Genomic DNA, 25,339 nt, shown 5'->3' with positions numbered 1-25,339 from the left:
ACCTGGCCGCGGGATCGTACGCGACAAACCCGGCGACGCGGACGGTCATGCCCGGAATACTGGTCGCCCATGGATGAGGTCGAAGTCGTCGTCGCCCATTCCGAGCGCGCGACCCTGCGCGTGGGCGACGTGTTCCTGAAGGTGGACAGCGATCAGGCACGCCTCGACGTCGAGGTCGCGGCGATGGCCCTCGTACCGGTCCCGACCCCGGAAGTGCTGTGGCGCAAGCCGCCTGTGCTCGCGATCGCCGCGGTCGCGGGGACGGCACTCGGCCGCCTCGGCGAGCCGTCGACCGCGTCCCCGGCGGCGTGGGCCGCGGCGGGTGCCGCCGTCCGCACGTTGCACGACGCGCCGTTGCCGCCCTGGCCCCGCCGGGGAAAGGACCTCGACGAGTTGGCGGCGGATCTCGACCACGAGTGCGAGCGGCTCGTGACGGACGGCGTCCTCCCCGCCGACCTGGTCACCCGCAACCGCCAGGTCGCCGAGGCCGCGCTCCGGCCGTGGACACCGAGGTTCACGCACGGGGACCTGCAGATCACCCACATCTTCGTCGACGGTGACGAGGTCACCGGCATCATCGACTGGTCCGAAGCGGGCCCGGGTGATGCCCTGTTCGACCTCGCCACCCTGACGCTCGGACACGAGGAACGCGTGGGCGACCTCATCGCCGGCTACGGCACCGACGTCGACCTCGACATGATCCGCGCGTGGTGGTCGTTGCGCAGCCTGCTGAACGTCCGCTGGCTGGCCGACCACGGGTTCGACCCGTTCGCGCCGGGCTGCGAGGTCGACGTGCTGAGATCCCGGATGTGAGGGTGCGCGGGGCGCGCGCCGTCACAGCGGGGGGAGCACCGCCGGCCGGACGCCGGGTCGCTCCTTGCGCAGCGTCTGACATGGTGGTGCGTGTGATGATCTCATCGGCGGCAGCCGGCGGAATGGCCCTGGTCGAACTGGGAATGGCACTGACGCCGGGCCCGAACATGGTGTACCTGGTGTCTCGGAGCGTCAGCCAGGGCCGCGCGGCCGGGCTCGTCTCGCTGGTCGGGACCGCACTGGGCTTCCTCGTGTACATGACCTTGGCCAACGTGGGGTTGGCGGTGGTCTTCGTCGCCGTCCCGTGGTTGTACATCGGCTTCAAAGCTGTCGGCGTGGTCTACCTCGCCTTCCTGGCCTGGCAGGCGCTCAGGCAGGGAGGCCGCGGGTTGTTCGAGCCGCGCGGCCTCCCACGCGACTCGTACGCGAGGCTGATGCGGATGGGGCTGATCACCAACCTGCTCAACCCGAAGGTCGCCATCCTGTACCTCGCGCTCATCCCGCAGTTCATCGATCCCGCACGCGGCCACACCACGGCACAGGGGTTCACCCTCGGCGCCGTGCAGATCACGGTGGGTCTCACCGTGAACGCGCTGATCGTTCTCGCGTCCGGATCGATCGCCGACCTGCTCAAGCGCCGCCCGGCATGGGCCAAGTGGCAACGCTGGACCACCGGGAGCCTCCTTGGTGCCGTCACGATCGCCCTCGCCCGGGAGGTACCCGCCCGCGCGCGGGCTTGACCTCGTGTCCGGGGCATGGCGGTGGCGTGGTCAGCGGACGTGGTGCGGTTGCCCTCGCCCGCCCGCGGAAGAACCTCCGTGTCCCGTCCGCGAGTTCGCTTCCCGTGCTTGTCCACCCATCGGGAATCGATCCGTCCGGCTCGCAGGCGCGGCAGGGGAGTGGCTTTCGCCGGCATCGCCCGCACTCTCATCCGCGACAGCCGACTCACCGAGTGTCGTGAGGTGCCAGGTGACGGCAAACGAACTCGCGCCAGAGTTCGATGGCAGCAGACCTGGTCTCCGTGTGGGAACCGGCGTAGCCGATCAGTTGCTTGTCCGGTGCTCCCAGTGCGTCGAAGAGGGCCAACTGGCCGTCCCTGGGGAAGATCTCGTCATCCCATTGGACGTGAAACAGGGTCGGAGCGGTGATCCGTCCGGCGTCGGTCGCGATGCGTTCCGGCGCTTCCAGGCCTTGGTGCAGGGCTGATCCCTGCCAGAGGCCGAACTTGCCGAATACCGCGCAGCGGAGCCGATCGCCCAGGGCAGCCGATGCGGGGATGCCGAACCGTGCACCCATGGACATTCCCAGGTAAGCGAGGTTGCCGGCGTCCACGAGACCCGAGGCCGACAGCGCGTGCACCGTCGCCTGCCAGTCGTCCGCCATGCGATCGAGGACGACGTCGATCCCTTCCGCGGCAATGTGCGCCTGGTACTCCGAGGCCGGGAGCGGGCTGGGCACCCGATCGCCATGGAGCGGTCCGTCGATCGCGAGTGCGGCAACGCCGGCGTACGACGCGAACCAGCGCGCCAGGGCCGCGATGCGCTCGCTTCGCTTGTGCCCGCTGCCTCCGTGCCCGAGCAGGACGAGAGGAGGCGGTGAGGCGGCAGGGGGATGCGGTAGCCAGAGCACGCCCGGGACCGTGCTGACCTCTCGGGCCGAACGGAACCCCTGTTCCAGGACGCCACCGTCCACGATGCGGCGGTCGGTCCACTCGATGGCCTCATCCACGCCGCCATCCAACCAGGAGCCCGTCAGGACCTGAAGGGGGTCTGAAGTCCGCTGCGACCCATGAACTCCCCGTCGCGTGAGTACGCTCCGACGAAGTGGTGGACCCTCGGGTCGGCATGGAGCGCGACGAAAGCGTCGACGTCCGCCATCCGAAGGGGGCGAAGGAGCAGCCGCTCGGTCTCGATCACGCCCCCGAGGACAGGTCTCGCCGCCACCCGGGCCCAGGTGGTCCGCGCCCGCGGGAACGGGCCGACGCGGATCCGGTACGATAGCGAGAACAATATTGTCGCCAAAACGGGGGTGCCCACGATGGGGTGCAGGTCATGGCGGTGACCGCGCGCGGAGCGTCGGACCCGGCCGGGCCGACCGTCGCCGATGCGATTCGTCGGGCCATCGCCGACGGCGACTTCGCGCCGAACCAGCGTCTGGTGGAGGCGGAGCTGTCCGAGCAGTTCGACGCAAGTCGGGCGACGGTGCGCAACGCGCTCGTCCAGCTGGCGAGCGAGGGCCTGGTGGAGCGTATCCAGAACCGCGGGGCCCGCGTCCGGGCCGTGTCGCTCGGCGAGGCCGTCGAGATCACCGAGGTGCGGATGGCGCTGGAGAGCCTGTGCGCGGCGAAGGCCGCCGAGCGGGCCACCGAGGACGACCGCGCCGCGCTGCGCGACCTCGGCGCGGCCATGAAAGCGGCGGTCGCGTCCGGCGACGTGCTCGGCTACTCCGAACTCAACCGCCGGCTGCACGCGCGGCTCCTGGCCATGAGCGGGCAGCGCACCGCCTGCGCGGTCCTGGAGCGGCTGCAGGGGCAGAACGTCCGCCGCCAGTTCCGGCTTGCCATGCACCCCGGTCGGCCGCAGGTCTCCCTGCCCCAGCACCTGGCCGTGATCGACGCGGTGTGTGCGGGGCGGCCGGACGCCGCCGAGGCGGCGATGCGCGCCCACCTGGCCTCGGTCATCGAGGCGCTGCCCGAGGTGGAGAAGTCCCCGCGGCCGTACACCGGGGCGTGACACGCGGGTGCCGCGGGGGGAAGGGCCGCCCCGCCCGGGTCAGGCCGCGGGCGCGGCGGGCCGCTGCTCGGTCAGCGCGGCGAACTCCGTGACCAGGGGCGCCTCGTGGGACGCCGCCCAGGCGAGGAGGACCCCGCTGCCGGCGATGTCCGCGACCTCGACGTGGCAGACGTCGGCACGCGTGTAGAAGGCCGCGGCCGACCGGGGCAGGATGACGACGCCCTGGAGGGAGGCGACGTACTCCAGCTTCTCCTCGACGGTGCGCATCGGGGGTTCGGAGCGGGCCTCGCGGCGGTCGGGGAGGTCGCGCCACTCCGGCACGGCGTCGGGGTCCTGCAGCAGCACGTCCCCGGCGAGGTCGGCGATGCCGATGGCGCCGCGCCCGGCGAGGCGGTGGCCGCGGGGGAGTACGGCGACGCGCGGCTCGTCGTAGAGCCGGCGCAGCCGGAGGCCGGTGCGGTCGACGGGGGTGCGGACGAAGCCGACGTCCGCGCTGCCGTCGAGCAGGACGGTCGCCTGGTCGTGCCAGCCGGTGCGCATCACCTGGACGTCGAGGCCGGGGTGCCGGGCCAGTAGTTCCTGCACCGGGCCGGTGACGGTGATGCCGGGCATGAAGGCGACCACGAAGCGCCGGTCGCCGGCCGCCTCCCGCACCCGGCGGGTCAGCCCGTCCGCGGCGGCGAGCAGGTTGCGTGCGTCGCCCACCAGTTGCTCGCCGGCCGGGGTCAGCGTGGCGCCGCGCCGGTCGCGTTCCAGCAAGCGGACCCGCAACTCGCCCTCCAGCGCGCGGATCTGCCGGGAGAGCACCGGCTGCGCGATGTGCAGCCGCTCCGCCGCCCGCCCGAAGTGCAGCTCCTCGGCGACCGCGACGAAGTAGCGCAGCTTGCGCAGGTCGACGTCCACGCCGGTCATCTCAGACCGCCGCCGGCCGGCGGATCTCCTCGACCGCGGTGACCAGCGGGGCGAGTCGCGGGTCGGCCGCGGCCTGGTCGAGCGCCTCGCGCAGCGCCGCGTTGTTGGTGGGGCGGGCCGCACCGAGCAGGTCGCGGCCGACCGGGGTGACGTCGGTGTAGATGCCGCGGCGGTCGGTCGGGCACAGGTAGCGGGAGAGCAGGCCGCGCTCCTCCAGCCGGGTCACCAGGCGGGTCGTCGCGGACTGGCTGAGCACCACCGCGTCGGCGACCTGCTTCATCTGGAGGTGGCCGCCCTCGCCGTCGTGCTGCCGGCTGAGCACGTCGAGCAGCGAGAACTCGCGCACGCTCACGCCGTGCCCGGACTGCAGGGCGCGCTCGATGTGCGCCTCGATCCGGCCGTGCAGCAGGGAGAGCGCGCACCAGCTGTCGGCGAGTGCGGTCAGTGACGGGTCGGTGGCGGTCATGCTCCCACTATAGCGCGTTTGCAGATAACCCGCGTGTGCAACTATTGTCGACGCTTGTTGAAAGCGTGCGCTGGATACCCGTCCCCGTGAAAGGCCCCACCATGCCCCTCGCGCTCCTGGCCCTCGCCATCGGGGCCTTCGGCATCGGCACGACCGAGTTCGTCGTCGTCGGCCTGCTGCCCCAGATCGCCGGCGACTACGGCGTCTCCGTTCCCACCGCCGGTCTGCTGGTCACCGGCTACGCGCTGGGCGTGGTCGCCGGCGCGCCGCTGATGACCGTGCTGGGCACGAAGATCCCGCGCAAGCGGATGCTGCTCCTGCTGATGGGGCTGTTCGTGGTCGGCAACCTGATCTCGGCGGTCGCGCCGGTGCTGGCGGTGATGCTCATCGGCAGGGTCGTCGCCTCCCTCGCGCACGGCGCCTTCTTCGGCATCGGTTCGGTGGTCGCCTCCGAACTGGTCGCCCCGCACAAGCGGGCCGGCGCCATCGCGATGATGTTCACCGGGCTGACGGTCGCCAACGTCGTCGGCGTCCCGCTCGGCACGTTCGTCGGGCAGAGCGCGGGCTGGCGGGTCACCTTCCTCCTGGTCGCCGGCCTCGGCGTGCTCGGGCTGCTCGGCGTCGCGAAGCTGGTGCCCGACCTGCCCCGGCCCGAGGGCGTCCGGCTGCTGCACGAGGTCGCGGTGCTGCGCAAGCCGCAGGTGCTGCTCGCCATGGCGATGACGGTCCTCGGCTTCGGCGGGGTCTTCGCCGCGGTCACCTACCTCGCGCCGATGATGACCCACGTCACCGGGTACGCCGACGGCTCGGTGACCTGGCTGCTGGTGCTGTTCGGGCTGGGCATGGTCGCGGGCAACCTGGTCGGCGGACGGTTCGCCGACCGGCACCTGATGCCGATGCTGCTGACCGCGCTCGGCTCGCTCGCCGTCGTCCTCGCCGCCTTCACCGTCACCGCGCACGGCAAGGTCGCCGCAGCGGTCACCGTCTTCCTGATCGGCGCGCTCGGCTTCGCCACGGTGCCGCCGCTGCAGAAGCGGGTGCTGGACCAGGCGTCCGGCGCGCCGACCCTCGCCTCCGCGCTCAACATCGGCGCGTTCAACCTGGGCAACGCGATCGCCGCGTGGCTGGGCGGGCTGGTCATCTCCGCCGGCCACTCCTACACCGCCGCGAACTGGGTCGGCGCAGCGCTCACCGCGGCCGCGCTGGTGCTCGCGCTGGTCTCCGCCGCGCTGGACCGCGGTACGCGGCGCGGCCGGACGGCCGGGCCGAGCCGTACGGTGGCGGGGTCAGCGACCGCGCTGCCGGTGGCCGGTCAGGAACGGGTGCGGCCGGAGACGTTCAGGGACAGCGCGGTGGAGTGGGCCGCGAACCCCAACTCCCGGTAGAGGTGCTCGGCGTCGGGCGTGGCGTGCAGGTCCACCCGCGACACGCCCCGCGCCGCGAACCAGTCCAGCAGTGCCTCCGTCGCCGCCCGGGCGTAGCCGCGACCGCGGTAGGCGGGATCGGTGCACACGTTGAAGACGAAGCCGAAGCGGCCGGCCGGCGACGAGGGCGAGGGCAGCCGCTCCTCCATCGTGCCGACCGCGCACGCGGCGAGCCCTTCACGGTCCGCCGCGTCCACCACGAACACCCCGGTCGACGGTTCCGGGACGGCCAACTGCCGGGCCAGCAGCCGTCGTGCCTCGGCCTCCCACGGCCCGGGCGCGTCGGCGCCGGTCATCGCGGCGAACATCACCCGCCGCAGCCGCACCACTTCGGCCACGTCGCCGAGGTCTCCTCGGCGTATCGCGAACGGCCCGGCTTCGTCCGTCGTGTTCGCGCCCGCCGGGGGCGCCGGTTCTCCCGTCACGCCATGAATCTAGCGCGGCCGCCTGCCGCGTGCTTTCGCCGGGATTCCGCACGCCCAGCCCCTGCGACGATGTCGCCGGACCACCGGCCGGTGGCCGGTTGCTCGCGCAGTTCCTCGCGCCCCTGAAAAGCGACCTTTTCCGCGAGAGGTGTCCTCGTCGTGGCCGGGAGCGCGGTTCCTCCCCCGGCCTGGCGGCCGGGAGGTGCCCCAGGGCCTCTGTAGGCAGCCTCTTTCGCGAGGGTGCCCCAAGGGGAAGCGGGTGCCTGGCGGGTGCCTCTGATGCGGCCGGTGGTCCATCGATATCGCCGTCGTGGCCAGGAGCGCGGTCACCCGCGCTCCTGTGAAGCGACCTCCTCCGCGAGGGTGCCCCGTCGGCGGTGCGACGGGGCACCCTGGTGGCGAGCGGCCGGCGGCCTTACGGGCCGGTGGGCCGGTTGCGGCGGTCCTCGACGCCGTATCCCAGGGCCTGCACGACGGCCTGGACGTTGGGGTAGACCTCGTCCGGCGGGAGACCGGACACCCGGTCGACGAGCGAGTCCGGCGCCTGATGGCGGTGGAGGGCGCCGAGCAGGGCCCCGCGCCGGGCCGGATAGACGCTGCGGTCGAGATGCCTGGCCAGGTCGTTGCGCACGTAGACGCCTTGCGGCGTCATCCCGGTCGGCGGGGCGCCGGTACGGGCGGGCTCCGCGAGGGCCGGGTCCTGGTCGGAGGGCTGGGGCTCGGCAAACTCCTCGTCGGCCCGCACCGCCCGGTTCGCCTTGAGGGCGATGTGCATCTCCTTCTTCATCTCGTCGTCACGGGCGAAGCCGGTCTTGTTGGTTCCCTGGTCCGTCATGCGGCCATGGCCTCCCTTGGTCGATCGCCGGGGCACGCGGCACACGCGCCGCGCCCCCGGCCGGGGCTTGGCTCCATCGGGTACCCGCCCGCTACGTCCCGAAACCACCCCCCGCGCGGATCGGCCCCCGCACGCCGCTCGGCCCCGCCCGGGACAGGTCCGGGCGGGGCCGAGGAGTGAGCCGGCGTCCTCACGGACGCGGCACTAGCCGGTGCTCAGGAGTGGTTCCAGGTCACCGTGAAGTTCTCGTTGCTCGACAGCGCCGAGGTGGTCGCCTTCGTGGTGCTGCCCGACGCCATGTTGATCTTGTCGGGGGAGAGGCTGCCGATCGGCTGGCCGTTGGCGGTGGCGTTGGTGAACGACGCGGTGCCGAAGTTCGCCAGCGGCAGCACCCCGGTCGAGCTGGACGGCGCCTCGGCGATGATCTCGGCGGAGGCGTTGGACAGCCCGCTCTGCTTCTTTGTGGTGGTCTTGGTCCACCCCTTGGTCGTGTCGGAGAGCGTCAGGGTGTAGGTGGTGCCGCTGACGCTGACCGTCGAGGTGAAGTGGTCGCCCGCGCTGACCGCGTTGCTGTAGTTCACCGGGTAGGCCGGGTACATCTCGTACCAGGCGTAGTACTCGGCACGGCCGCCGGAGCAGTCGCCCTCGCTGCCGGTCTGCTCCACGGAGTTGCTGCCGTCGCCGTCCAGGCCGATCCAGAACGACGAGTACGCCGTCGAGCTGGAGCAGCTGACCGCGGGCTGCACCCAGCTCGACGAGACGCTGGTGAAGGTCCGCCCGGTGGCCGCGTAGCCGGCCCAGTTGCCGCTGGTGCTGTGCTGGACGCCGCCGTCGGGGCCTATGACGCGGTGGCTGCCGACCGGCGCCTGGAAGACCGTGGGGGCGGCGCTCGCCACCGCCGGGGCGGTGGCCAAGGCGGACATGACCGCCGCGCTGACGGCTGTTGCGGCGGTGAAGCGTTTGGTTGCCGACATGCTGCTCCTTCTCGCGGATCTCGCGGTGCAGGCGTGTGACCGGCGGCGCCCCGTGGGGTTCGCGTGCCGCCAGTGATTGACAGTGTGCAGACAATCACCGCTCCGTGGCACCCGGTCGCCCCAACGATCGGCAAAGACCGCACCAAGTACGGTGCGGAATAAGGGGAGTCCGGCATCATTCCGGGGCATACGGTCCGGACGGAACGGTGAACGCCCGCGCACGATGCGGACCGAGCCGCTCCGCCCCCGGCGAGTCGCCGCCCGCACACCGCTCCTGATGGGTTTTCATGCGGTCAGGAGGCAGCCAGATGACGACGATGCACGCCGTGCGCGGCCACGCCCGCGGCGGACCCGAGCAACTGCGCTACGAGACCGCGCCCCGTCCCGAACCCGGCCCCGGCGACCTGCTGGTGGAGGTGCGCTCGGCCGCGATCACCCCCGGCGAACTCGACTGGGACGCCACCTGGACCGACGCGCTCGACAGCGGCGGGACGCCGAGGCTGCCGATCGTGCCGTCCAAGGAGTTCTCCGGGGTGGTGGCCGCGGCCGGACCGGCCGGCGCACCCGACGCGGGCGCCGGCGCGCCCGTTTGGAGCGAGGGCGACGAGGTCTACGGGCTGATCCCGTTCACCTCCGACGGCGCCGCCGCGCAGTACGCCGTCGTGCCCGCGGACGTCGTCGCCGCCAAACCGGCGGGCCTGGACCACGACCACGCCGCCGCCCTCCCGCTGGCCGGGCTCACCGCGCTGCAGGCGCTCGTCACGCACGGCGGCCTGCGCGAGGGGCAGCGCGTCCTGGTCCACGGCGGAGCCGGCGGGGTCGGCTCCCTCGCCGTGCAGATCGCCGCCGCCCTCGGCGCGGAGGTCACCGCGACCGCGTCGGCCCGCGACGCCGACTTCGTCCGCGGCCTGGGCGCGACCCGCGTACTGGACTACGTCGAGCGGCCGTTCGACGAGCAGGTCGCGGATGTCGACCTGGTCCTGGACACCGTCGGCGGCGACACCCGGACCCGCTCCTGGCAGGTCCTGCGTCCCGGCGGCACCCTGGTCAGCGTCGCCGAGCCGCTTCCCGCCGAGGGCCCCCGCTTCACCCGCGGCGTGTTCTTCGTCGTGGTGCCGGACCGCGCCGGCCTCGACGAGCTGTCACGGCTCGTCGCCGCCGGGCGCCTCGACCCCCCGATCGCCGGCACGTACCCGCTGTCCGGCGTCGCCGCCGCGTACGCCGCCCTCGCCCGCCCGCACCGGCGCGGCAAGGTGGTCCTGCACGTCTCCCCGTGAGCCGGGCTGCGGCAGGTGCGGGCCGGGCCCGCGGTTCGCGCCCAGCCCGGCCCGTACGCGCCGGACGGCTCACACGATGTCGTCCAGCGGCCGCAGTTCGTCGGCGTACGACACCGAGGTGCGCCGCAGGATCCCGGTGCGGCCGACGGTGTACTGGCCCATCCGCCAGAGCGGCGGGGAGTACGCGTGGATCGAGACGCTCCCGGCGTCCCGCCCGGTGAGGCGGTGGATGTGGTCGGGACCGAAGGAGTACGCCTGGCTGGCCGGGACCGGGGTGGCCAGGCTCGGCATGCCGACGGCGAGATTGTGCTCGACCAGGGTGCCCTGGGTCACGGCGACGGCGCCGGAGGAGATGTCGTGGTCGTGCCAGCCGGTGTCGTTGCTCGGCGTCCAGCACAGCACCCACACGTCGACATGGGCGTCGCGGTGCAGCGAGACGTAGTGCCGCCGGTCGTCGGCGAACAGCACGTGCCGGCGCCACAGCGCGGGGTCCGCGGCGACGGACGAGGCGAGCGCGAGCAGTTCGCGCCGGTCGAGGTCGCGGCCGGGCAGCGTGCCGAGGGTGACGGAGGCGCGCACGCCGAGCCAGGGCTCGGCGCGCTGGACCGGAGCGGTGTCCTGGTCCTCGGGCGACGGGAGGGACGGCGTCGGAGCGGTCACGGGCGGATCCCTTCGAGGAGGTGCAGCGGATTGGCGACGCGGACGGCGAAGCGTGCCGCCGTGCCGAGCCGCGGGTCAGTGGGAGTGGCGTACGGACGGTCGCTGCCCAGGACCAGGGCGTCGATGCCCAGCACCCGGACCACGGCGTCCAGCGCCTGGCGGCCGTAGGAGGAGGTGTCCACGAAGACGCCCGGGTCCAGCCGCAGCGGCCCGCCGCCGCGCATGGCGGCCCGCTCGTGGTGCACCGGGGCGAGCCCCGCGGCGGCCGCGAAGCAGATCCGCAGCCGCGGCAGCAGGGCGCGCCCGGCGGTGTGCCAGGCCCACCACGCGGCCTGGAGCTGGCCCGGGTAGCCCACGACCGCGGGCCACCACGCGGGCAGCGGCTCCGCGCACGGGGGTTCGGGTCCCGGATGCACCAGCACGGGCCTGCCCGCCGCCTCCGCCACCGCGAGCACCGGCGCGAGCCGTTCCAGCGCGTGCGGCGTGGCCATCGCGACCGCCGGCACCTGGAGCCCGATCAGGCGTCGGGCCGGCGCGGCGCCGGATTCCGCGCCGGGCGCCGCCGATGCGAGCAGCTTCGCCAGCGACTCCGGCTCGGGCGCGGTCAGTTGGAGCGACGCCCATCCCACGAACGGGTCCGGCAGGGCGAGGAGGCCCGTGTGCCAGGCGGCCAGCAGCGGCTCCGCCTCATCCGGCGGCAGCAACTCGATGCCCAGCGGGCTGGACAGGGACAGCGCGATCCGGCGGACGTCCGGGTCGAGACCTGCCCGCAGCCGCGGGTCGTGGTCCTCGGGCCGTACCTCGTACGGTGGTTCGCCGGCCAGGTGGAGCGTCCAGCCGTCGAGCCGCGGGGGGTGGCGGCGGCCGCGCAGCCGTTCGACGAGAGCGGGGGGCCACAGGTGCTGATGGACATCCGTGGCGGCGGCGGGGGTGGTGGGGCCGGAGTCGGACATACCCTCCTCACGTCCACTGATGCGCTTCAGTTAAGCGCTTCAGTGAAGCGCTTAACGCCGGCCCTCGTCAAGGGCGCCCCCTACACTGGCCGCGTGCCGCAACGTCCGCCGAGGGTCACCCAGCGCGATCTCGCCGAGGAGACCGGGCTCTCCACCGCCACGGTGTCCTACGCGCTGCGCGGGATGCAGGTGCCGCCGGAGACCCAGCAGCGCGTGCGCGAGGCGGCCGAGCGGCTGGGATACCAGGCCGACCCGATCGCGCGCGCCCTCGCCTCCGGCCGTACCGGCTACATCGGCGTGCTGTGCCGCTCCCTCACCGACGTGTGGCAGCAGGCCACGGCCGCGGCCCTCGGCCGCCGGCTGCTCGGCGACGGCCGGCACGCCCTGATCGTCGACGCCTCCAACGATCCGGCGCTGGAGGCCACGCTCGCCTCGCAACTCGCCGACCAGCGGGTGGACGCGCTGATCGTGCTGCCGGTCGACCCGGGCGCCGCGCACTGGTCCGAGGTCGCCGAGCGGACGGTACTGATCTCGATCGGCGACGGGCTGTCCGGCGGTGCCGCCCACGCCGAGGTCGTCTTCGACAACGAGGCGGGCATCACCGACGCGCTGCACGTGCTGGTCGCCGCCGGCCACCGCCGGATCGCGGTGATGACCCCGGGCGGGCTGACCACGCCGGACCGCCCGGCCGAGACGGTTGCCGGCCAGGTGGCCCGCCGGCTCGGCCTGCACGTCACGCTGCACCGCTCGCCGCACGACCTGGACGGCGCCGCCGCCGTCGCGCGCGGCGTCCTCGCCGGCCAGGACCCGCCGACCGCGTTCCTGTGCATGGCCGACTCCATGGCCTACGGGGTGTACGCCGGCGCCCGCGAGTCGGGCCTGGAGGTCCCCGACGACATCTCCGTGGTCGGCTACGACGACCACCCGCTGTCGCGGCTGCTGACGCCGCCGCTGTCCACCTACCGCTGGCCGGTGGACCTGCTGGTGGACCTGGTGGTCGAGCGGACGGTCAAGGCGATCACCGCCGGGAAGCGCAGCCGGCGGCGCGTGCTGGCGCCGGTCGCCCAGCCGCGCGGCTCGGTCGGCGCGCCGGGGACCGCCCGGGGAAGCGCCGCTGCGGACGCGCCTGCGGGCGAGAGCACCTGACGCGACGTCAGGGCCCGCCCCGCGCCCCTGGTCGAGGGGTGCGGGACGGGCCCTGCGCGCGTGCGGTCCGGCCGGACCGCCGGCTCAGCCGGCCGTCACCGTGACGGTCGCCGTCCCCGTCACCCCGCCCGCCGTCACGCTGATCCGTGCCGTGCCCGGCTGGTGCGCGGTCACGGTGCCCGAGGCGGCGTCCACCGTGGCGACCCGCGGATCGGAGCTGGTCCAGTGGCGGGACACCGGGTCCTGCACCGGCACCTGGAGCGCCGTCAGGTCGTCACCGGCGATCGACGTGCCGGTCGCCGTCAACTGCTCCTTCCCGCCGCGCGCCAGGGACGGCGCGGGCGCGGTCACCGCGACCGAGGCGAGCAGCGGCTGCACCGCGAACTGCACCGTGCCGTCGGGCAGGATGTGGAACAGCCCGTAGTTGAAGAACCCGCCCTGGTCCGGGGTCGCGTACGGCGGGGTGCCCAGGTCGGCGACCACGAAGTTCGGGATGCCGCCCGCGTCGTCGGTGCCGTCCGGCTCGCGCAGGTCCTCGGCGAAGCCGCGCGCGTGCCCGAACATCATGAGCACGTGCACGCCGGGGTGGGTGCGCTGGTACCGCTGCACCAGCGCCTCGTACATCTGCGCCTCCCACCGGTCGGTGAACTGGCTGTCCGCGCGCGGGTGCGGGTCGTAGGCCGGTGTGTGGGTGACCACGATCGCCACCCGCTGGGTGTTCGCGCTCAGTTGCCGGGCCAGCCACAGGTACTGCGACTCGCCCTCGTCCGGCACCTGGAAGGGGTCCGACGCGGTGATGCCGATGTGCCCGCTGTCGGTCACGATCAGCCGCGCCGCGCCCGCGTCGTACGCGTAGTGCGTCGCGCCGAAGACGCTCGTGAAGTCGCCGTTCTCCGGGGCGGCGCCCTGAGTGATCTCGTGGTTGCCGACCGCGTCCCGGTAGGGCACGCCGAGGCCGTCCATCAGGGTGCGCAGGTTCGTGAGGTCGCCCGTCGTGCCGTTGTCGGACATGTCGCCGAGCGCCTGCACCTGCTGCGGGCGGGCGGCGGCGGGCAGCGAACCGAAGACGCCCGGCAGCGACTTCAGCGCCACCGTTCCGGTCGCCCCGGGGGTGGCAGCGGTGGTGTGCGCGTCGTCGAACGCGGCGACGGTGGTGCCGCCCGGCCGGAAGGACGAGGTGTCGGTGAACTGCAGCCACGACGGGTTCTTCGGGATCGCGGTGTACGTCGCCGGCTTCGGCGGGCGCGGCGAGTACAGCGCCTCCAGGTCGGCGAGGTGGACGTCGCCGGTGAGATCCGGGCCGGGCTTGATGGTCACCAGGCCCAGGTAGTTGATGCGCAGCGGGTACTGCAGGCCCGTCGGCAGCTTGGCGACGACGTACTGCCAGCCGTCGAAGGTGATCCCGGTCGGGTAGAAGCTGGTCGGCTGGTTGCTGGCCTGCCAGATACCGACGTTGAGGGTCACGATGCCCGGCGCGAGCCCGTCGCCGGGCCGCGAGGCCAGGTCGGCGTTGCCCTTCACCCACACCCCGAGGCCGATCGGGGCCTGGTCGCCGCCCAGCAGCGGGACCTGCTCGCTCTGCGGGTCGTTGAGGTAGACGCTCAGGTCGTAGGTGCCGGTCTTGTTCGGGTAGGTGTAGTGCACGTCCATCGAACCGCCGTCGCCCGGTCGGGCGCTGGTCGACGTGTCCAGGGCGATGCTGCCGTTGGTGGTGGAGTGCGGGCCGGGGCTGGGCACCTTGCGCGGGTAGACGTTCATGTAGTCGCTGGTGACGGACCACTTCGACAGGTCGGTGAGCGGGTCCACCGGGACCGTGGTCGACCCGACCGCGAGGGACACGGTGGCCTTCGCGCCGCCCGCCGTGGCCGTCACGGTGACCATGCCGGTGCCGGTGGCCGCCGCCGTGAAGGTGCCGCCGGCGTCCACCGCGCCCAGTTCCGGGTGGTCCACCGACCAGTGCACGGCCGAGGGCGGCAGGCTCACCGCGGCGCCGCCCGCGGCCGTCGCCGTGAACGACAGTGCCTGGGTCGCGCCGTTGCCGAGGTCGGCCTGGGACGGTGTCACGGCGAGCGTCCGCAGGCCGGCCACCACCGACAGCGGGACGCTGGAGGAGGCGTGCCCGGCCCTGATGTGCAGGGTGCCGCGGCCGGGCCGGCCGGCGAGGGTCAGCGTGGTGCCGTGCACCGTGGCCGACCCGGGCGGGCTGACGGTCAGCGCGACCGGGTCGGCCGCCGGGTTGTCTCGGCGGTCCAGGGCGTAGGCGGGGACGTCCACCGAGGTGCCGGCCAGCGCCGTCACCGGCTTGCCGCCGTTCACGACCGCCCGGGTCGCGGCAGCGGGCGCCGCCTCCCGGCTGTAGAGGAACAGGCCGTTGGCGACCGGCCGTTCGTGCCCGTCCGAGGGCGTGTTCAGCACCGACGCCTGGCTCCGGCCCGGCAGCCGGCCCACCATCTGGGTCGAGCCGCCGCCGTCGAAGAGGATCGCCTGGTACGCGCCGTGCTGCATCAGCCAGCCCGCGAGCTGCGGCCGGGTCAGCCCCTGCGCGACACCCTCGGCCTGGTGGCCGTCGAACGCCGCGAAGATCGCCTGCTTGCCGTCCTTGGTGACGCCGACCGCGGTCACGGGATTGTCGATGTTGTTGTCGCCGCCGCCCTGGAGCGGCACGGCGCGCTGCCCGTCCTTGACCAGGATCGCGCCGCCGCTGAGCGCCTGGACGACGTCGGTGTCCGGGCCCAGGCTGCCGGTCGTGGACACCTCGTCGCCGGCGTGCAGGTGTGCGGCCAGCCAGTCGCCGTAGGCCGCCGAGCCGACCAGGTCCTCCTGGCCGCTGCCGAGTTGGGGCAGGTCGGTGACGCCGGTGGCGACGGAGTCCACGGTCAGCGTGGCGCCGTCGGCGCCCAGGTGGCCGGTCACCACCGTGGCCGCCGCGATCGAGGTCGGGCCGAGGTCGGAAGTGACCCGCAGCAGCGCGCCCGCGCCGAGGTCGTCCACCGCGTTGACCCCGGTCAGCGGGGTGGACGCGGCGTTCGTACGGTCGGTCAGGGTGCCGGTCCAGGTCTCGGTGCCGATGCCGATGGTGCCGTCGTGGTGCACCCACAGGTCCGCGTCGCGGCTCGGCTCGGGGCTCTTGAGCAGCTTCCCGTCGCGTACCACCATGCCCTCGGGGCGGCCGCTGGTGTTGATCTCGAAGAAGTCGCCGTTGACACCCGCGACCGCGCCGGTGCGCTGCGCCATCGAGGAGGGCACCTCGTCCGCGGGGTCGGTGAGGCGGTCGTGCGACTCCACCACGCCGAGGCGGACGTTGGGGTCCGCCAGCGACACGTCGAGGACCTGCGCGCGCTGCGCGCCGCCGACGGTCTGCAGGGTGTCGGAGTAGTTGCTGACGCCCTGGGTGAGGGTGCGCGGCGCGGTCGTCTTCTCGTCCACGACCAGCGGCCACTGGTCGGGCGTGGGCGGCAGCCAGGACGCCGAGCCCCTCGCCGGCGCGGCGGGCGCGGCGGCCGCGGGCGGGCCGGCGGCGGCCAGCAGCGCGGCGCACACGACGGTCGCGAGGAGCGCGGCCGGGGCCCGGGACGGGCGCCGGGGACGTCGTGGACGGGTGAAGAGCTGAGCCATGGGTCCTCCGGCCGGGCCTGCCGCCGGCGCGCCGGGCACGGGGCGGCCCGGCCGTCGCGGCCTGTGCTGCGGGAACGGTACGGTGCTGCGCCTCGCGGGGAGTGCGGCCCCGAACTGCGCGCGCCCGTCGCGGAGTCGACGCGTCAGGTGGGCAGCGGGAACCAGGGCGCGCCCCAGGTGGCGAGCCCCGCCACATTATGACCCGCGCGGCGGAATATTTGTCGGTGCATCGCCAACATTACCGCTCTCCTGACGGCTCATTGCCGGCTACGACGTGAATTCTCCCGTTCGGTGGAGGGCATGGCGGGTGTACGGCGCCGGCGCTCGCGACCGCGCGGTCGCACCCGGCGCGGGGCCGCCGCACGAGAGGCCGACCGACCGTCAGCAAGCCTGCGGCGTAGCGCCGGTTCCTGCCCAGGTGGGCGGAGGACGGCGACGCCCGGCTCCCGGCCGAACGCCATCGGGCGGCGCCGGGCGGCGTCAACGCGGCCCGCCGCGCGCCGGTTCCGCCCGGGGCGGGCGCCGGCCGGTTCCGGTTGCGGTGAAGGTTTCGCCGTGCTCGGCCGCGTTGCCGCAGCTCCGGCATTCCGCCTGTGGCGTAGGCCATTGGCGGTGCCGGGCGCGTCTTCCGCGCCGACGCGGCGGGGGCGTACCGTCGCACTTGTGTCATGGACGCGGCAACACCTCCACCCCTTCACGCACGGGAAAAGGCCCCCATGGACGCACCTCGCAGTCTCCCGGTCCGCCGCCGTACCCTCCTGACCGCCGCGGGCGCGGCCGTGGCCGCGGCATCCGCCACCGCCGGCCGCGCCTCGGCCGCGGCGCGGACCCGCCGCGCTCCTGCCGCGCTGACGGCCCGTCAGACCGCGGGCCAGCGGGTCATCTACTCCTATCCCGGGCTGACCGTGCCGTCGGGCCTGCTGGCGACCATCAGCGCAGGCGAGGCGGCCGGGGTCATCTTCTTCGGCGAGAACATCTCCAGCGAGAGCCAGATCGCCTCGGTGGTCGACCAGCTGGTGGCCGCCAACGCGTCCAGCCCGGTCAAGTCACCGCTGCTGCTGATGACCGATCAGGAGGGCGGCGAGGTACGGCGGTTGCCCGGCGCGCCGACCCAGTCCGAGAAGCAGGTCGGCGCGTCCTCGCAACCCCTGACCGCCGCCACCCAGGCGGGCACCGGCGCCGGCCAGAACCTCGCCGGCGTGGGCATGAACGTCAACCTCGCCCCGGTCCTGGACGTGTACTACACCGCGGGCAACTTCATCGACGAGTACCAGCGCTCCTTCAGCAACAGCGCGACCACCGTCTCCAGCCTCGGCTCCGCCTTCATCACCGCCCAGCAGGGCACCGGGGTCGCCGCCACCGCCAAGCACTTCCCGGGCCTCGGCGCCGCGACCGCCTCCCAGAACACCGACGAGGGCCCGGTCACCCTCACCCAGAGCCTGTCGAAGCTGCGCAGCGTGGACGAGGCGCCCTACCAGGCCGCGATTGCCGCGGGTGTGCGGCTGGTGATGGTGTCCTGGGCGGTCTACACCGCCCTCGACGCCTCCCACCCGGCGGGCCTGTCCTCGACCGTGGTGCAGCAGGAGCTGCGCGGGCGGCTCGGCTTCACCGGGGTGACGGTCACCGACGCCCTGGAGGCCGGGGCGATCAGCTCCTCCTACAGCACCGCCCAGCGGGCCGTCCTCGCCGCCGGCGCCGGCATGGACCTGCTGCTGTGCTCGGCCCGCGCCACCTCCCAGGGTGACGCCGCCGCGCAGGCGCTGGCGGACGCGTACACCAGCGGCCAGCTCCCCTCCGCCGCGTTCGACGCGGCGGTCCAGCGCGTCTCCGCCCTGCGTACCGCCCTGTCCTGACGCCCTTGTCCGACCGGCCCCGGCGACCCGACCGCACCGTCGCCGAGGGCCCGCATCAGGGCCGATGAGCGGGTGGCGGCCCGTCCTTCTCCGGACCCGGGTCGCCGCCCGCGTCCCGGTCCGTGCCGCCCTGCGCCGTACCGGCCTGCACCGCCCCGTCCGCCCCGCCCGCCTCGTCGAACTGCTGGACACCGCGCTGCAGGCCCACCCAGGCCGCGACCGCCGCCGCGGCCATGATCCCGGCCATCACGTAGAAGACCGTGCGGGTGGAGTAGGCGAAGTCCAGGCGGACGAAGTGCGGGATGGCGGTGGCGCCCTGGGTGGAGCGGTGGTCCTGCGCGAGGTCGTGCGCCTCGGTGCCGGCCTGGGCGGCCGGTACCCCCTGGGCGATCAGGGAGGAGCGCAGGTGGGACTCGAACCGGGCGACGGAGATGGTGCCGAGCACCGCGAGCCCGAGGCTCGCCGAGTAGTTCCGCACGGTCTGGGTGATGCCGGTCGCCTCGCCGTAGGACAGCCGGGAGGCGCGGTTGACCGCGTCGGTGCTCGCCGGGGTGAGCATGAAGCCCATGCCGGCGCCCGCGAGCACGATGGACCACTGCTGGGCGCCGAAGTCGAGGTCGGTGACCTCGCCCGCCAGCAGGTAGAAACCGATCGCGCAGATCACGCAGCCCATCACCACCGGCCGCTTCGCCCCGCCGCGGTCCAGCATCCGCCCGCCGATCTGCGAGGCGACCACGAAGCCGAGGAAGAAGTAGAGCAGGTACTCGCCGGCGCCGGACGCGGACTTCCCGAGCGCGATCTGCGCGTACTCGCTGGCGAAGAAGAAGAACGGGACGAACACCAGCATCGCGATGCCGAGCACCAGGTTCTCCACGGCGAACGCCCGGTCGGCGAAGATCCGCACCTGGATCAGCGGGGAGGCGGTGCGCAGCTCCACCCGGGAGAAGACGGCCAGCAGGGCCACGCCGGCGGCGATGCACAGCCAGATCCCGGGGTTGGACCAGTGCCAGATCTGGGACTGCTGGAAGCCGAAGACGCTCAGCCCGACGCCGGCCACGATCAGCGCCAGGCCCCGGTAGTCCATCGGGGCCGGCCGGTGGTCGGTGACCGGCCTCGCCCGCGCGATCAGCACCAGGGCGATCGCCGCGACGGGGAGGTTCACCCAGAAGATGGCCCGCCAGGTCCACTCGGTCAGCCAGCCGCCGAGGATCGGGCCGATCGCGGTCAGCCCGCCGGCGATCCCGAAGAACAGCGCCAGCGCCTTCCCGCGCTCGCGGAGCGGGAACGTCTGCACCACGATGCCCAGCGCGGCCGGGAACATCAGGGCGCCGCCGAAGCCCTGCACCGCCCGGAACACCACGATCCAGGTCTGCGCCGCGGCTCCCTTCGGGGTGAGCCCGCACAGCAGCGACGACAGCGCGAAGACCAGCACGCCCAGCACCACGATCCGCCGGTGCCCGACGGTGTCGGCCAGCCGCCCGCCGTACGCGAAGAACGCCGCCAACGACAGCAGGTACGCGTTGACCGCCCACTGCACGCCGGTGCTGGACAGCCGCAGCTCGTCCTGGATCTCGGGGACCGCGATCGACACGATGGTCTGGTCGATGAAGGTCATGGCGACGGCGAAGATCATCGCCGCCAGCACGAGGTTCTTCGACCGCCCGCCGGCTCCGGCCGTGACCGCCATCCGCTCTCCTCGCCCGTGTCCGCACGCTGCTCGTCCCGCTCCACCCTCGGATGGGCCGGCCGGTCCCGCCAGCCGCGGATGGCCGGATGGATGGTCCGAAGGGGGTGGCTGCGCCGCCCCCTGTGCAGGGGCGCGCGGCGGAGATGTCAGGATGGGGCCATGGACAACAAGGACAACGTCTACTTCGACATCTCCATCGACGGTGCGCCCGCCGGGCGGATCGTCTTCCGCCTGTTCGACGACGTCGTGCCGAAGACCGCCCGCAACTTCCGCGAGCTGGCCACCGGCCAGAACGGGTTCGGCTACGCGGGCTCCGCCTTCCACCGCGTCATCCCGGAGTTCATGCTCCAGGGCGGCGACTTCACCAGTGGCGACGGCCGCGGCGGCAAGAGCATCTACGGCAACAAGTTCGAGGACGAGAACTTCCAGCTGAAGCACGACCGCCCGTTCCTGCTGTCCATGGCGAACGCGGGCCCGAACAGCAACGGTTCGCAGTTCTTCGTGACCACCGTGGTGACGAGCTGGCTGGACGGCAAGCACGTCGTGTTCGGCGAGGTCGTCGACGGCCAGGACCTGGTCAAGCAGATCGAGGGCAAGGGCTCCCGCAGCGGCTCCCTCAACTCGAAGGTCGTCATCACCGAGTCCGGCACGGTCCCCGCCGCCGCGTGAGCCGCACGCACATGCCGGTACCGACCTCCGCCTGACCCCTACGCGCGTACGGCGCCCCCGCCGCGGTTCCTCCGCGGCGGGGGCGCGGTGCGTTCCGGCCGCTACCCCTGCTGCTCGGCGCGCAGGGCCGTGACCAGCTCGCGGGGCAGCCCGTGCGTGTCGTGCAGGAAGGCGTAGTCCTCCTCGCCGAGCGGCCCGGAGAAGCGGCGCTGCGACAGCACCCGGCGGCCCCGGTCCAGCTGGGAGCCGAACCGCCGCTCCTCGTCGAGCAGCACGTCCCGCACCCGGGGAGCCCGTGGCGGGCCCTGCGGGGGCAGGCCGAAGTGGCGCAGGGAGTCCTCGACCGGCTCGGGCGGCAGGTCGCCGAGCGTACGGTCGCGGTCCTCGCGCCACAGCAGCGTCAGCACCCGGCGCACCAGCCGGCGCAGCACGTAGCCGTGCCCGGTGGCGGCGGGGCGTACCCCGTCGCTGATCAGGACGGCGGCCGAGCGCAGGTGGTCGGCGACGATCCGGCGGGTCGGCTCGTCGCCGCCCCACAGTCCGGGCAGCACGCCTCGCCAGGTGTCGAAGGCGTCCGACTCGTAGACCGACGGCCTGCCCTGAAGGATCGTCACGAGACGCTCCAGGCCCATACCGGTGTCGATGCTGCCGCGCGGCAGGGAGTGGAGGCTGCCGTCGTCGTGGCGCAGGTAGCGCATCGAGACGTGGTTCCAGATCTCCACCCAGCGCGGGTCGGTGCCCGGGGTGCCTGCGGGCTCGCCGTCGCCGGTCCACACGAAGATCTCCGAGTCGGGGCCGCACGGGCCGGTGGGGCCGTTGGACCACCAGTTGTCCGGGCCGAGCCGCTCGACCGGCACCCCCAGCTCGCCCCAGGCGTCCTCGGTCTCGATGTCCGGGCCGAGTCCTTCCCCGGGATGGCCGGACTCGCCGCCGAAGACGGTGGCGTGCAGCCGGCCCGGCGGGATGCCGTACCCGTCGACCAGCAGGTCGCGGGCCCAGGTGACGCTCCGGGGGCTGCCGTAGTCGCCGAGCGACCAGGACCCGAGCATCTGGAAGGCGGTCAGATGGGTGGGATCGCCCACCTCGTCCAGGTCCGTGGTGCGCAGGCAGCGCTGCACGTCGGCCAGCCGCACCCCGTCCGGGTGCGGGCGGCCGGTGAGGTAGGGGGTGAGCGGGTGCATGCCGGAGGTGGTGAAGAGCACCGGGTCGCCGGGCGGCCGCACCAGCGAGGCACCCGGTAGCACATGGTGGCCGCGGTCGCGGTAGAAGTCGAGGAAGGTGCGGACGGTCTGCTCGGTGTCCATGGCGGAGCCCTTTCCGGGACGGGCGAGCGGAAAGCGGCCGCCGGAAGGGCCGTGAGCGGAGGAAGGCGCAGCGCGCGCACCGGCGGACCGTTTCCGGTCGCCGGGGGAGTGGAGTGAGGTCAGGCGGCGGCAACCGGCGAGCTGGTCGCTCGCGCGGTCGCGGTGGTGGTGCGGTGCGTGACCTTCATGCCTCGACGGTAACAGGGTGCGCCCGCCTCGCGCCGCCGTTTTTCGAGATCATCACAATTCGGGACATTTACCATTGTTCGACGACTGTGGCACAGTGAATTTCGGGGCTGCGCACGACAAGCGAGGGGAGCCCGGGATGGCTGCTCACAGCGCCCGGAGCGACGGCGAGCCGGACAATCCGTTCGGCCGCTCGTCCGCCGTGCTCGCCGTGTTCGAAGGCCCCGAGCACATCCTGCGGGTCGCCAACGCGACCTTCAATGCGGTGCTCGGCACCGACGCCCGTGCCCTCGGCCGCCCGCTCGCCCGCAGCCTGCCCGAACTCGTCGGCCAGGGCCTGATCACCCTCCTGGACGGCGTCTACCGCACCGGCCGCCCCTACTCCGCGCAGGACGTCCCGGTCCGCCTCGAGGGCGGTGGCCACAGCCGTGAGGCGTACTTCGACCTCACCGTCGAACCCCGCCTGGACGACTCCGGCGGGACCCTGGGCGTGCGCGTGCTCGGCGTCGACATCACCCCGCTCAGGCACGCCCAGGAGCTCGCCGCCGAGCAGCGCGCCCTGCTGGAGCAGATCGCCCGGCATGCCCCGCTGCACGAGGTGCTCGACGGCATGACCCACGTCATCGAGGACCTCGCACCCGGAGTGATCGCCTCCGTCCTGCTCGCCGACCCTGACGGCCTGCACCTGCGGCACGGCGCCGCGCCGAGCCTGCCCGACTCCTTCAACGAGGCCATCGACGGGATCGCCACCGGCGAGGGCATGGGCTCGTGCGGCACCGCCGCGCACCGCCGCCGCGCGGTCGTCACCAGCGACATCGCCACCGACCCGTCCTGGGAGGACTACCGGGAGCAGGCCGCCGACGCCGGGGTCGCCGCCTGCTGGTCCACCCCGATCATCTCCTCCGACGACAGGCTGCTCGGCACCTTCGCGATGTACCACCGCACCCCGCGCGCCCCCCAGGACTCCGACCTGGCGCTGTGCACCGCCTTCGCGAGGATCGCCGCGCTCGCCGTCGAGCGGCACCGGGCCGAGGAGGCCAGGGCCGTCGCCGAGGCCCGGGAGAAGGCCGCCCGCGAGGACCTGGCGTTCCTGCTGGAGGCCGGCACCGCGCTCGGCCGCGACCTGGACTACGAGCAGACCCTCCGCCACCTCGCCCGGCTGTGCGTGCCCGACCTCGCCCCTTTGTGCGTCATCGACGCCCTCGCCGACGGGCGGGTGCGCAGGATCGCCGCCCGCGCGGAGAAGCCGGGCCAGCAGCTGCTGCTCGCCGCGCACTCCGCCGCGGTCCTGCCCTCCGGCACCACTCCGGAGGCCACCAGGATCGCCCGGGGCGCCCCCGACACCCCGGGCCCGTGGGAGGCCCTCGACGTCACCGGCCACGTCCGCATCCCGCTGCGGGAGCGCGGCCGCGGCTACGGCACCCTGACCCTGCTCACCACCGGCGACCACCCCCTGGAATGGCGCCAGGTCGCCCTCGCCGAGGAACTGGCCCACCGCGCTTCCACCGTCGCGCGCAACGCCCGACAGTTCCGCGACCGGGCCCGGCTCGCGCACGACCTCCAGGCCGGGCTGCTCCTGGCCGACATGCCCGACCTGCCCGGCGGGGAGCTGGCCGCCTACTACCGCCCGGCCGGCGAGGGGCTGGACATCGGCGGCGACTTCTACGACGTGTTCCCGCTGCCCGGCGGCCGGTGGGCCTTCATGATCGGCGACGTCTGTGGGCGCGGGGCGCGGGCCGCCACCATCACCGCCCTGGTCCGGCACACCGCACGCGCCGTCGCCCCGCTGCTCGCCGACCCCGTCGCCGTCGCCGGCGCCATCAACACCGCACTGCTCGAACGCGTCCCCGGCAGCGGCGGTGACTTCGTCACCCTCGTCTACGGCCACCTGCTGCCGCGCGGGGACCGGCTCGACATCGACCTCATCAGGGCCGGGCACCTGATGCCCGTGCACCACCGGCCCGGCAGCCCTCCCGCACCCGTCAGCAGCGAGGGGATGCTGCTCGGCGCGTTCCGCGAGGCGGTGCCCGACGCGGCCTCGCTGCGGCTGCGGGCCGGCGAGTCGCTGGTGCTCACCACCGACGGCATCACCGAGTCCCGCGACCGCGCGGGCCGGCAGTTCGGCGAGGCCGGCATCACCCGAGCGCTCGACCGGGCCCGGCCGGTCACCGCGCACGATGTCCTCGGCGCCGTCATCCGGGCGGTCAGCCGGCACACCGCCGGCGTCCCCACCGACGACGACCAGGCCCTGCTCGTCCTCACCGCGCAGCGGTCCGCGGACGAGAAGGATGCGGGGCGCGGCGGTAAATTTGAGCCATGAAATCGAGGCGCGCCGACGGGCGGCCGGTCGGTTGGAGGGCGCTGAAGTCCCGGCCGATCCTGCTCACCGCCGCGCTCGTGTCCCTCGCCGTGATGCTCGGCGTGAATCTGGTCAGCGGCGAGCGGATCCGCATCACCGGTCTGACGGCCGCCGTGCCCGCGCTGGCCGCGGTGTTCCTCGGCCCGCTCGACGTCCTCCTGATCAGCATCCTGACCGTCGGCGCGGTCGTCTGGGCCTCCGCGGACAACAACCTCCTCGGCACCGCTAACTTTCCCGTGGTGCTGGCGACCGCGGTGCTGGTCGGCGCCGGGGCCGTGCTGGCCGCGCGCGCCCGCGCGCGCCGCGAGCGCCAGCTGGCGAAGGTCAGGAAGGTCGCCGAGGCGACCCAGCGGGCGCTGCTGCGCCCGCTGCCGGGCCGGCTGGGCCGGGTGACGATCTCCTCGATGTACCTGGCCGCGGAGGAGGAGGCGGCGATCGGGGGTGACCTCTATGCCGCCGGGGTGGACGAACGGGGGGACACCCGTGTGCTCGTCGGCGACGTGCAGGGCAAGGGCCTAGCCGCTGTGGAGGTGGTGGGGCTGCTGCTGAGCTCCTTCCGCCGGGCGGTGCGCTCCGGCGTGCCGCTGGAGTCGCTGCCGGGCTACCTCGACGAGGGACTGCGTGACGACCTGGTCGACCTGGAGGAGAACGGCGCGCCGGGCACGGTCGACTCCCGCCCGGTCGAGCCGGAGTTCCTGGAGCGGTTCGTGACCGCCGTCGTGGTGGACATCGCCGACGACGGGGGAACGGTGCGTATCGCGAACTGCGGGCACCCCCCGCCGCTGCTCATCCGCGGTGACCGCGTCATCCCGCTGCTGCCGGACGTGCCCGAGCTGCCGCTCGGCCTGGGGGACCTCGGCCGGGGCGGCCACCACGTCGACAGCTACGACCTGGCGCTCGGCGACATCCTGCTGCTCTACACCGACGGCGTGATCGAGGCCCGCAACGTCGAAGGTGCCTTCTACCCGCTCGCGGACCGTCTCGCGTACTGGACCCGCGACACCCCCGCCGTCCTGCTGGAGGACGTCCGGATCGACCTGACCAGGTAC

21 protein-coding genes are annotated in these 25,339 nt (G+C 73.6%); 10 read left to right on the top strand and 11 right to left on the bottom strand.

Annotation, left to right across the window (positions count from 1 at the left end; translation table 11 throughout):
• Nucleotides 1–69: 69 nt before the first annotated feature.
• On the top strand, nt 70–813 hold the full coding sequence (locus C4U44_RS26460; RefSeq protein WP_103888539.1) for a phosphotransferase family protein: 744 nt from the start codon (nt 70–72) through the stop codon (nt 811–813).
• 95 nt (nt 814–908) lie between these two features.
• The gene (locus C4U44_RS26455) at nt 909–1,553 is read left to right on the top strand and encodes a LysE family translocator (RefSeq protein WP_103888691.1); all 645 of its coding nucleotides are present in this window, start codon (nt 909–911) and stop codon (nt 1,551–1,553) included.
• A gap of 205 nt (nt 1,554–1,758) precedes the next feature.
• Here C4U44_RS26455 and C4U44_RS26450 read toward each other — a convergent pair whose 3' ends face one another.
• Nucleotides 1,759–2,541 (bottom strand): dienelactone hydrolase family protein, encoded by a 783-nt coding sequence (locus C4U44_RS26450; RefSeq protein WP_103888538.1) that lies wholly within the window; start codon nt 2,539–2,541, stop codon nt 1,759–1,761.
• 323 nt (nt 2,542–2,864) lie between these two features.
• Between C4U44_RS26450 and C4U44_RS26440 the strand changes: the two genes are divergently transcribed.
• Complete coding sequence (locus C4U44_RS26440; RefSeq protein WP_103888690.1) at nt 2,865–3,545, top strand: GntR family transcriptional regulator; 681 nt, start codon at nt 2,865–2,867, stop codon at nt 3,543–3,545.
• Between the two features lie 39 nt (nt 3,546–3,584).
• Here the strand turns inward: C4U44_RS26440 and C4U44_RS26435 are convergent, their stop codons facing one another.
• Both C4U44_RS26435 and C4U44_RS26430 read right to left on the bottom strand, forming a co-directional pair.
• Complete coding sequence (locus C4U44_RS26435; RefSeq protein WP_322973675.1) at nt 3,585–4,457, bottom strand: LysR family transcriptional regulator; 873 nt, start codon at nt 4,455–4,457, stop codon at nt 3,585–3,587.
• A 1-nt stretch (nt 4,458) separates the two neighbouring features.
• Nucleotides 4,459–4,923, bottom strand: coding sequence for a MarR family winged helix-turn-helix transcriptional regulator (locus C4U44_RS26430; protein WP_103888537.1), 465 nt, complete (start codon nt 4,921–4,923; stop codon nt 4,459–4,461).
• A 101-nt stretch (nt 4,924–5,024) separates the two neighbouring features.
• Here C4U44_RS26430 and C4U44_RS26425 point away from each other — a divergent pair, with 101 nt between their 5' ends.
• Nucleotides 5,025–6,308: an MFS transporter gene (locus C4U44_RS26425; RefSeq protein ID WP_103888536.1), complete on the top strand. Its 1,284-nt coding sequence runs from the start codon at nt 5,025–5,027 to the stop codon at nt 6,306–6,308.
• Here the strand turns inward: C4U44_RS26425 and C4U44_RS26420 are convergent.
• The 3 genes from C4U44_RS26420 to C4U44_RS26410 all read right to left on the bottom strand — a co-directional run bounded on the left by C4U44_RS26420 (nt 6,236) and on the right by C4U44_RS26410 (nt 8,581).
• Nucleotides 6,236–6,709 (bottom strand): GNAT family N-acetyltransferase, encoded by a 474-nt coding sequence (locus C4U44_RS26420; protein ID WP_407642895.1) that lies wholly within the window; start codon nt 6,707–6,709, stop codon nt 6,236–6,238. The two genes, C4U44_RS26425 and C4U44_RS26420, sit on opposite strands and share 73 nt — an antisense overlap.
• A gap of 478 nt (nt 6,710–7,187) precedes the next feature.
• Nucleotides 7,188–7,607 carry a DUF2795 domain-containing protein gene (locus C4U44_RS26415; RefSeq protein ID WP_103888535.1) on the bottom strand — a complete coding sequence of 140 codons (420 nt, stop codon included), beginning with the start codon at nt 7,605–7,607 and terminating at the stop codon, nt 7,188–7,190.
• Between the two features lie 215 nt (nt 7,608–7,822).
• Complete coding sequence (locus tag C4U44_RS26410; protein WP_103888534.1) at nt 7,823–8,581, bottom strand: G1 family glutamic endopeptidase; 759 nt, start codon at nt 8,579–8,581, stop codon at nt 7,823–7,825.
• 308 nt (nt 8,582–8,889) lie between these two features.
• On the opposite strand from C4U44_RS26410, the gene C4U44_RS26405 reads away from it, so the two are divergent.
• Nucleotides 8,890–9,858 carry an NADP-dependent oxidoreductase gene (locus C4U44_RS26405; RefSeq protein WP_103888533.1) on the top strand — a complete coding sequence of 323 codons (969 nt, stop codon included), beginning with the start codon at nt 8,890–8,892 and terminating at the stop codon, nt 9,856–9,858.
• 69 nt (nt 9,859–9,927) lie between these two features.
• Here C4U44_RS26405 and C4U44_RS26400 read toward each other — a convergent pair whose 3' ends face one another.
• Nucleotides 9,928–10,518, bottom strand: coding sequence for a cysteine dioxygenase (locus C4U44_RS26400; protein ID WP_103888532.1), 591 nt, complete (start codon nt 10,516–10,518; stop codon nt 9,928–9,930).
• Nucleotides 10,515–11,471 (bottom strand): amidohydrolase family protein, encoded by a 957-nt coding sequence (locus tag C4U44_RS26395; protein ID WP_103888531.1) that lies wholly within the window; start codon nt 11,469–11,471, stop codon nt 10,515–10,517. Before C4U44_RS26395 ends, C4U44_RS26400 begins: the two co-directional genes overlap by 4 nt.
• 93 nt (nt 11,472–11,564) lie before the next feature.
• Between C4U44_RS26395 and C4U44_RS26390 the strand changes: the two genes are divergently transcribed.
• Nucleotides 11,565–12,617 carry a LacI family DNA-binding transcriptional regulator gene (locus tag C4U44_RS26390; RefSeq protein ID WP_103888530.1) on the top strand — a complete coding sequence of 351 codons (1,053 nt, stop codon included), beginning with the start codon at nt 11,565–11,567 and terminating at the stop codon, nt 12,615–12,617.
• Nucleotides 12,618–12,701: 84 nt separating this feature from the next.
• Here C4U44_RS26390 and C4U44_RS26385 read toward each other — a convergent pair whose 3' ends face one another.
• Entirely contained in the window at nt 12,702–16,232 is a 3,531-nt protein-coding gene (locus C4U44_RS26385; RefSeq protein WP_103888529.1) for a phosphodiester glycosidase family protein, read from the bottom strand.
• 716 nt (nt 16,233–16,948) lie between these two features.
• Between C4U44_RS26385 and C4U44_RS26380 the strand changes: the two genes are divergently transcribed.
• Entirely contained in the window at nt 16,949–18,085 is a 1,137-nt protein-coding gene (locus C4U44_RS26380; RefSeq protein ID WP_103888528.1) for a glycoside hydrolase family 3 N-terminal domain-containing protein, read from the top strand.
• A gap of 55 nt (nt 18,086–18,140) precedes the next feature.
• Here the strand turns inward: C4U44_RS26380 and C4U44_RS26375 are convergent, their stop codons facing one another.
• Entirely contained in the window at nt 18,141–19,772 is a 1,632-nt protein-coding gene (locus C4U44_RS26375) for an MFS transporter (RefSeq protein WP_103888527.1), read from the bottom strand.
• Nucleotides 19,773–19,931: 159 nt separating this feature from the next.
• Here C4U44_RS26375 and C4U44_RS26370 point away from each other — a divergent pair, with 159 nt between their 5' ends.
• The gene (locus C4U44_RS26370; RefSeq protein WP_103888526.1) at nt 19,932–20,441 is read left to right on the top strand and encodes a peptidylprolyl isomerase; all 510 of its coding nucleotides are present in this window, start codon (nt 19,932–19,934) and stop codon (nt 20,439–20,441) included.
• Between the two features lie 101 nt (nt 20,442–20,542).
• Here the strand turns inward: C4U44_RS26370 and C4U44_RS26365 are convergent, their stop codons facing one another.
• Complete coding sequence (locus tag C4U44_RS26365) at nt 20,543–21,745, bottom strand: alanine--tRNA ligase-related protein (RefSeq protein WP_103888525.1); 1,203 nt, start codon at nt 21,743–21,745, stop codon at nt 20,543–20,545.
• Nucleotides 21,746–22,070: 325 nt separating this feature from the next.
• Here C4U44_RS26365 and C4U44_RS26360 point away from each other — a divergent pair, with 325 nt between their 5' ends.
• Together C4U44_RS26360 and C4U44_RS26355 are read left to right on the top strand one after the other, a co-directional pair.
• Nucleotides 22,071–24,251, top strand: coding sequence for a SpoIIE family protein phosphatase (locus C4U44_RS26360; protein WP_103888524.1), 2,181 nt, complete (start codon nt 22,071–22,073; stop codon nt 24,249–24,251).
• Nucleotides 24,248–25,339, top strand: a 1,092-nt coding sequence (locus C4U44_RS26355; protein WP_103888523.1) for a PP2C family protein-serine/threonine phosphatase, incomplete at its 3' end; no start/stop codon positions are given. The genes C4U44_RS26360 and C4U44_RS26355, both read left to right, overlap by 4 nt.

This window comes from Actinacidiphila yanglinensis (assembly GCF_900107965.1).
Classification (GTDB): Bacteria; Actinomycetota; Actinomycetes; order Streptomycetales; family Streptomycetaceae; genus Actinacidiphila; species Actinacidiphila yanglinensis.
Note: the sequence above shows the minus strand (reverse complement) of the source record. Positions and strands in the feature narration are given on the sequence as shown.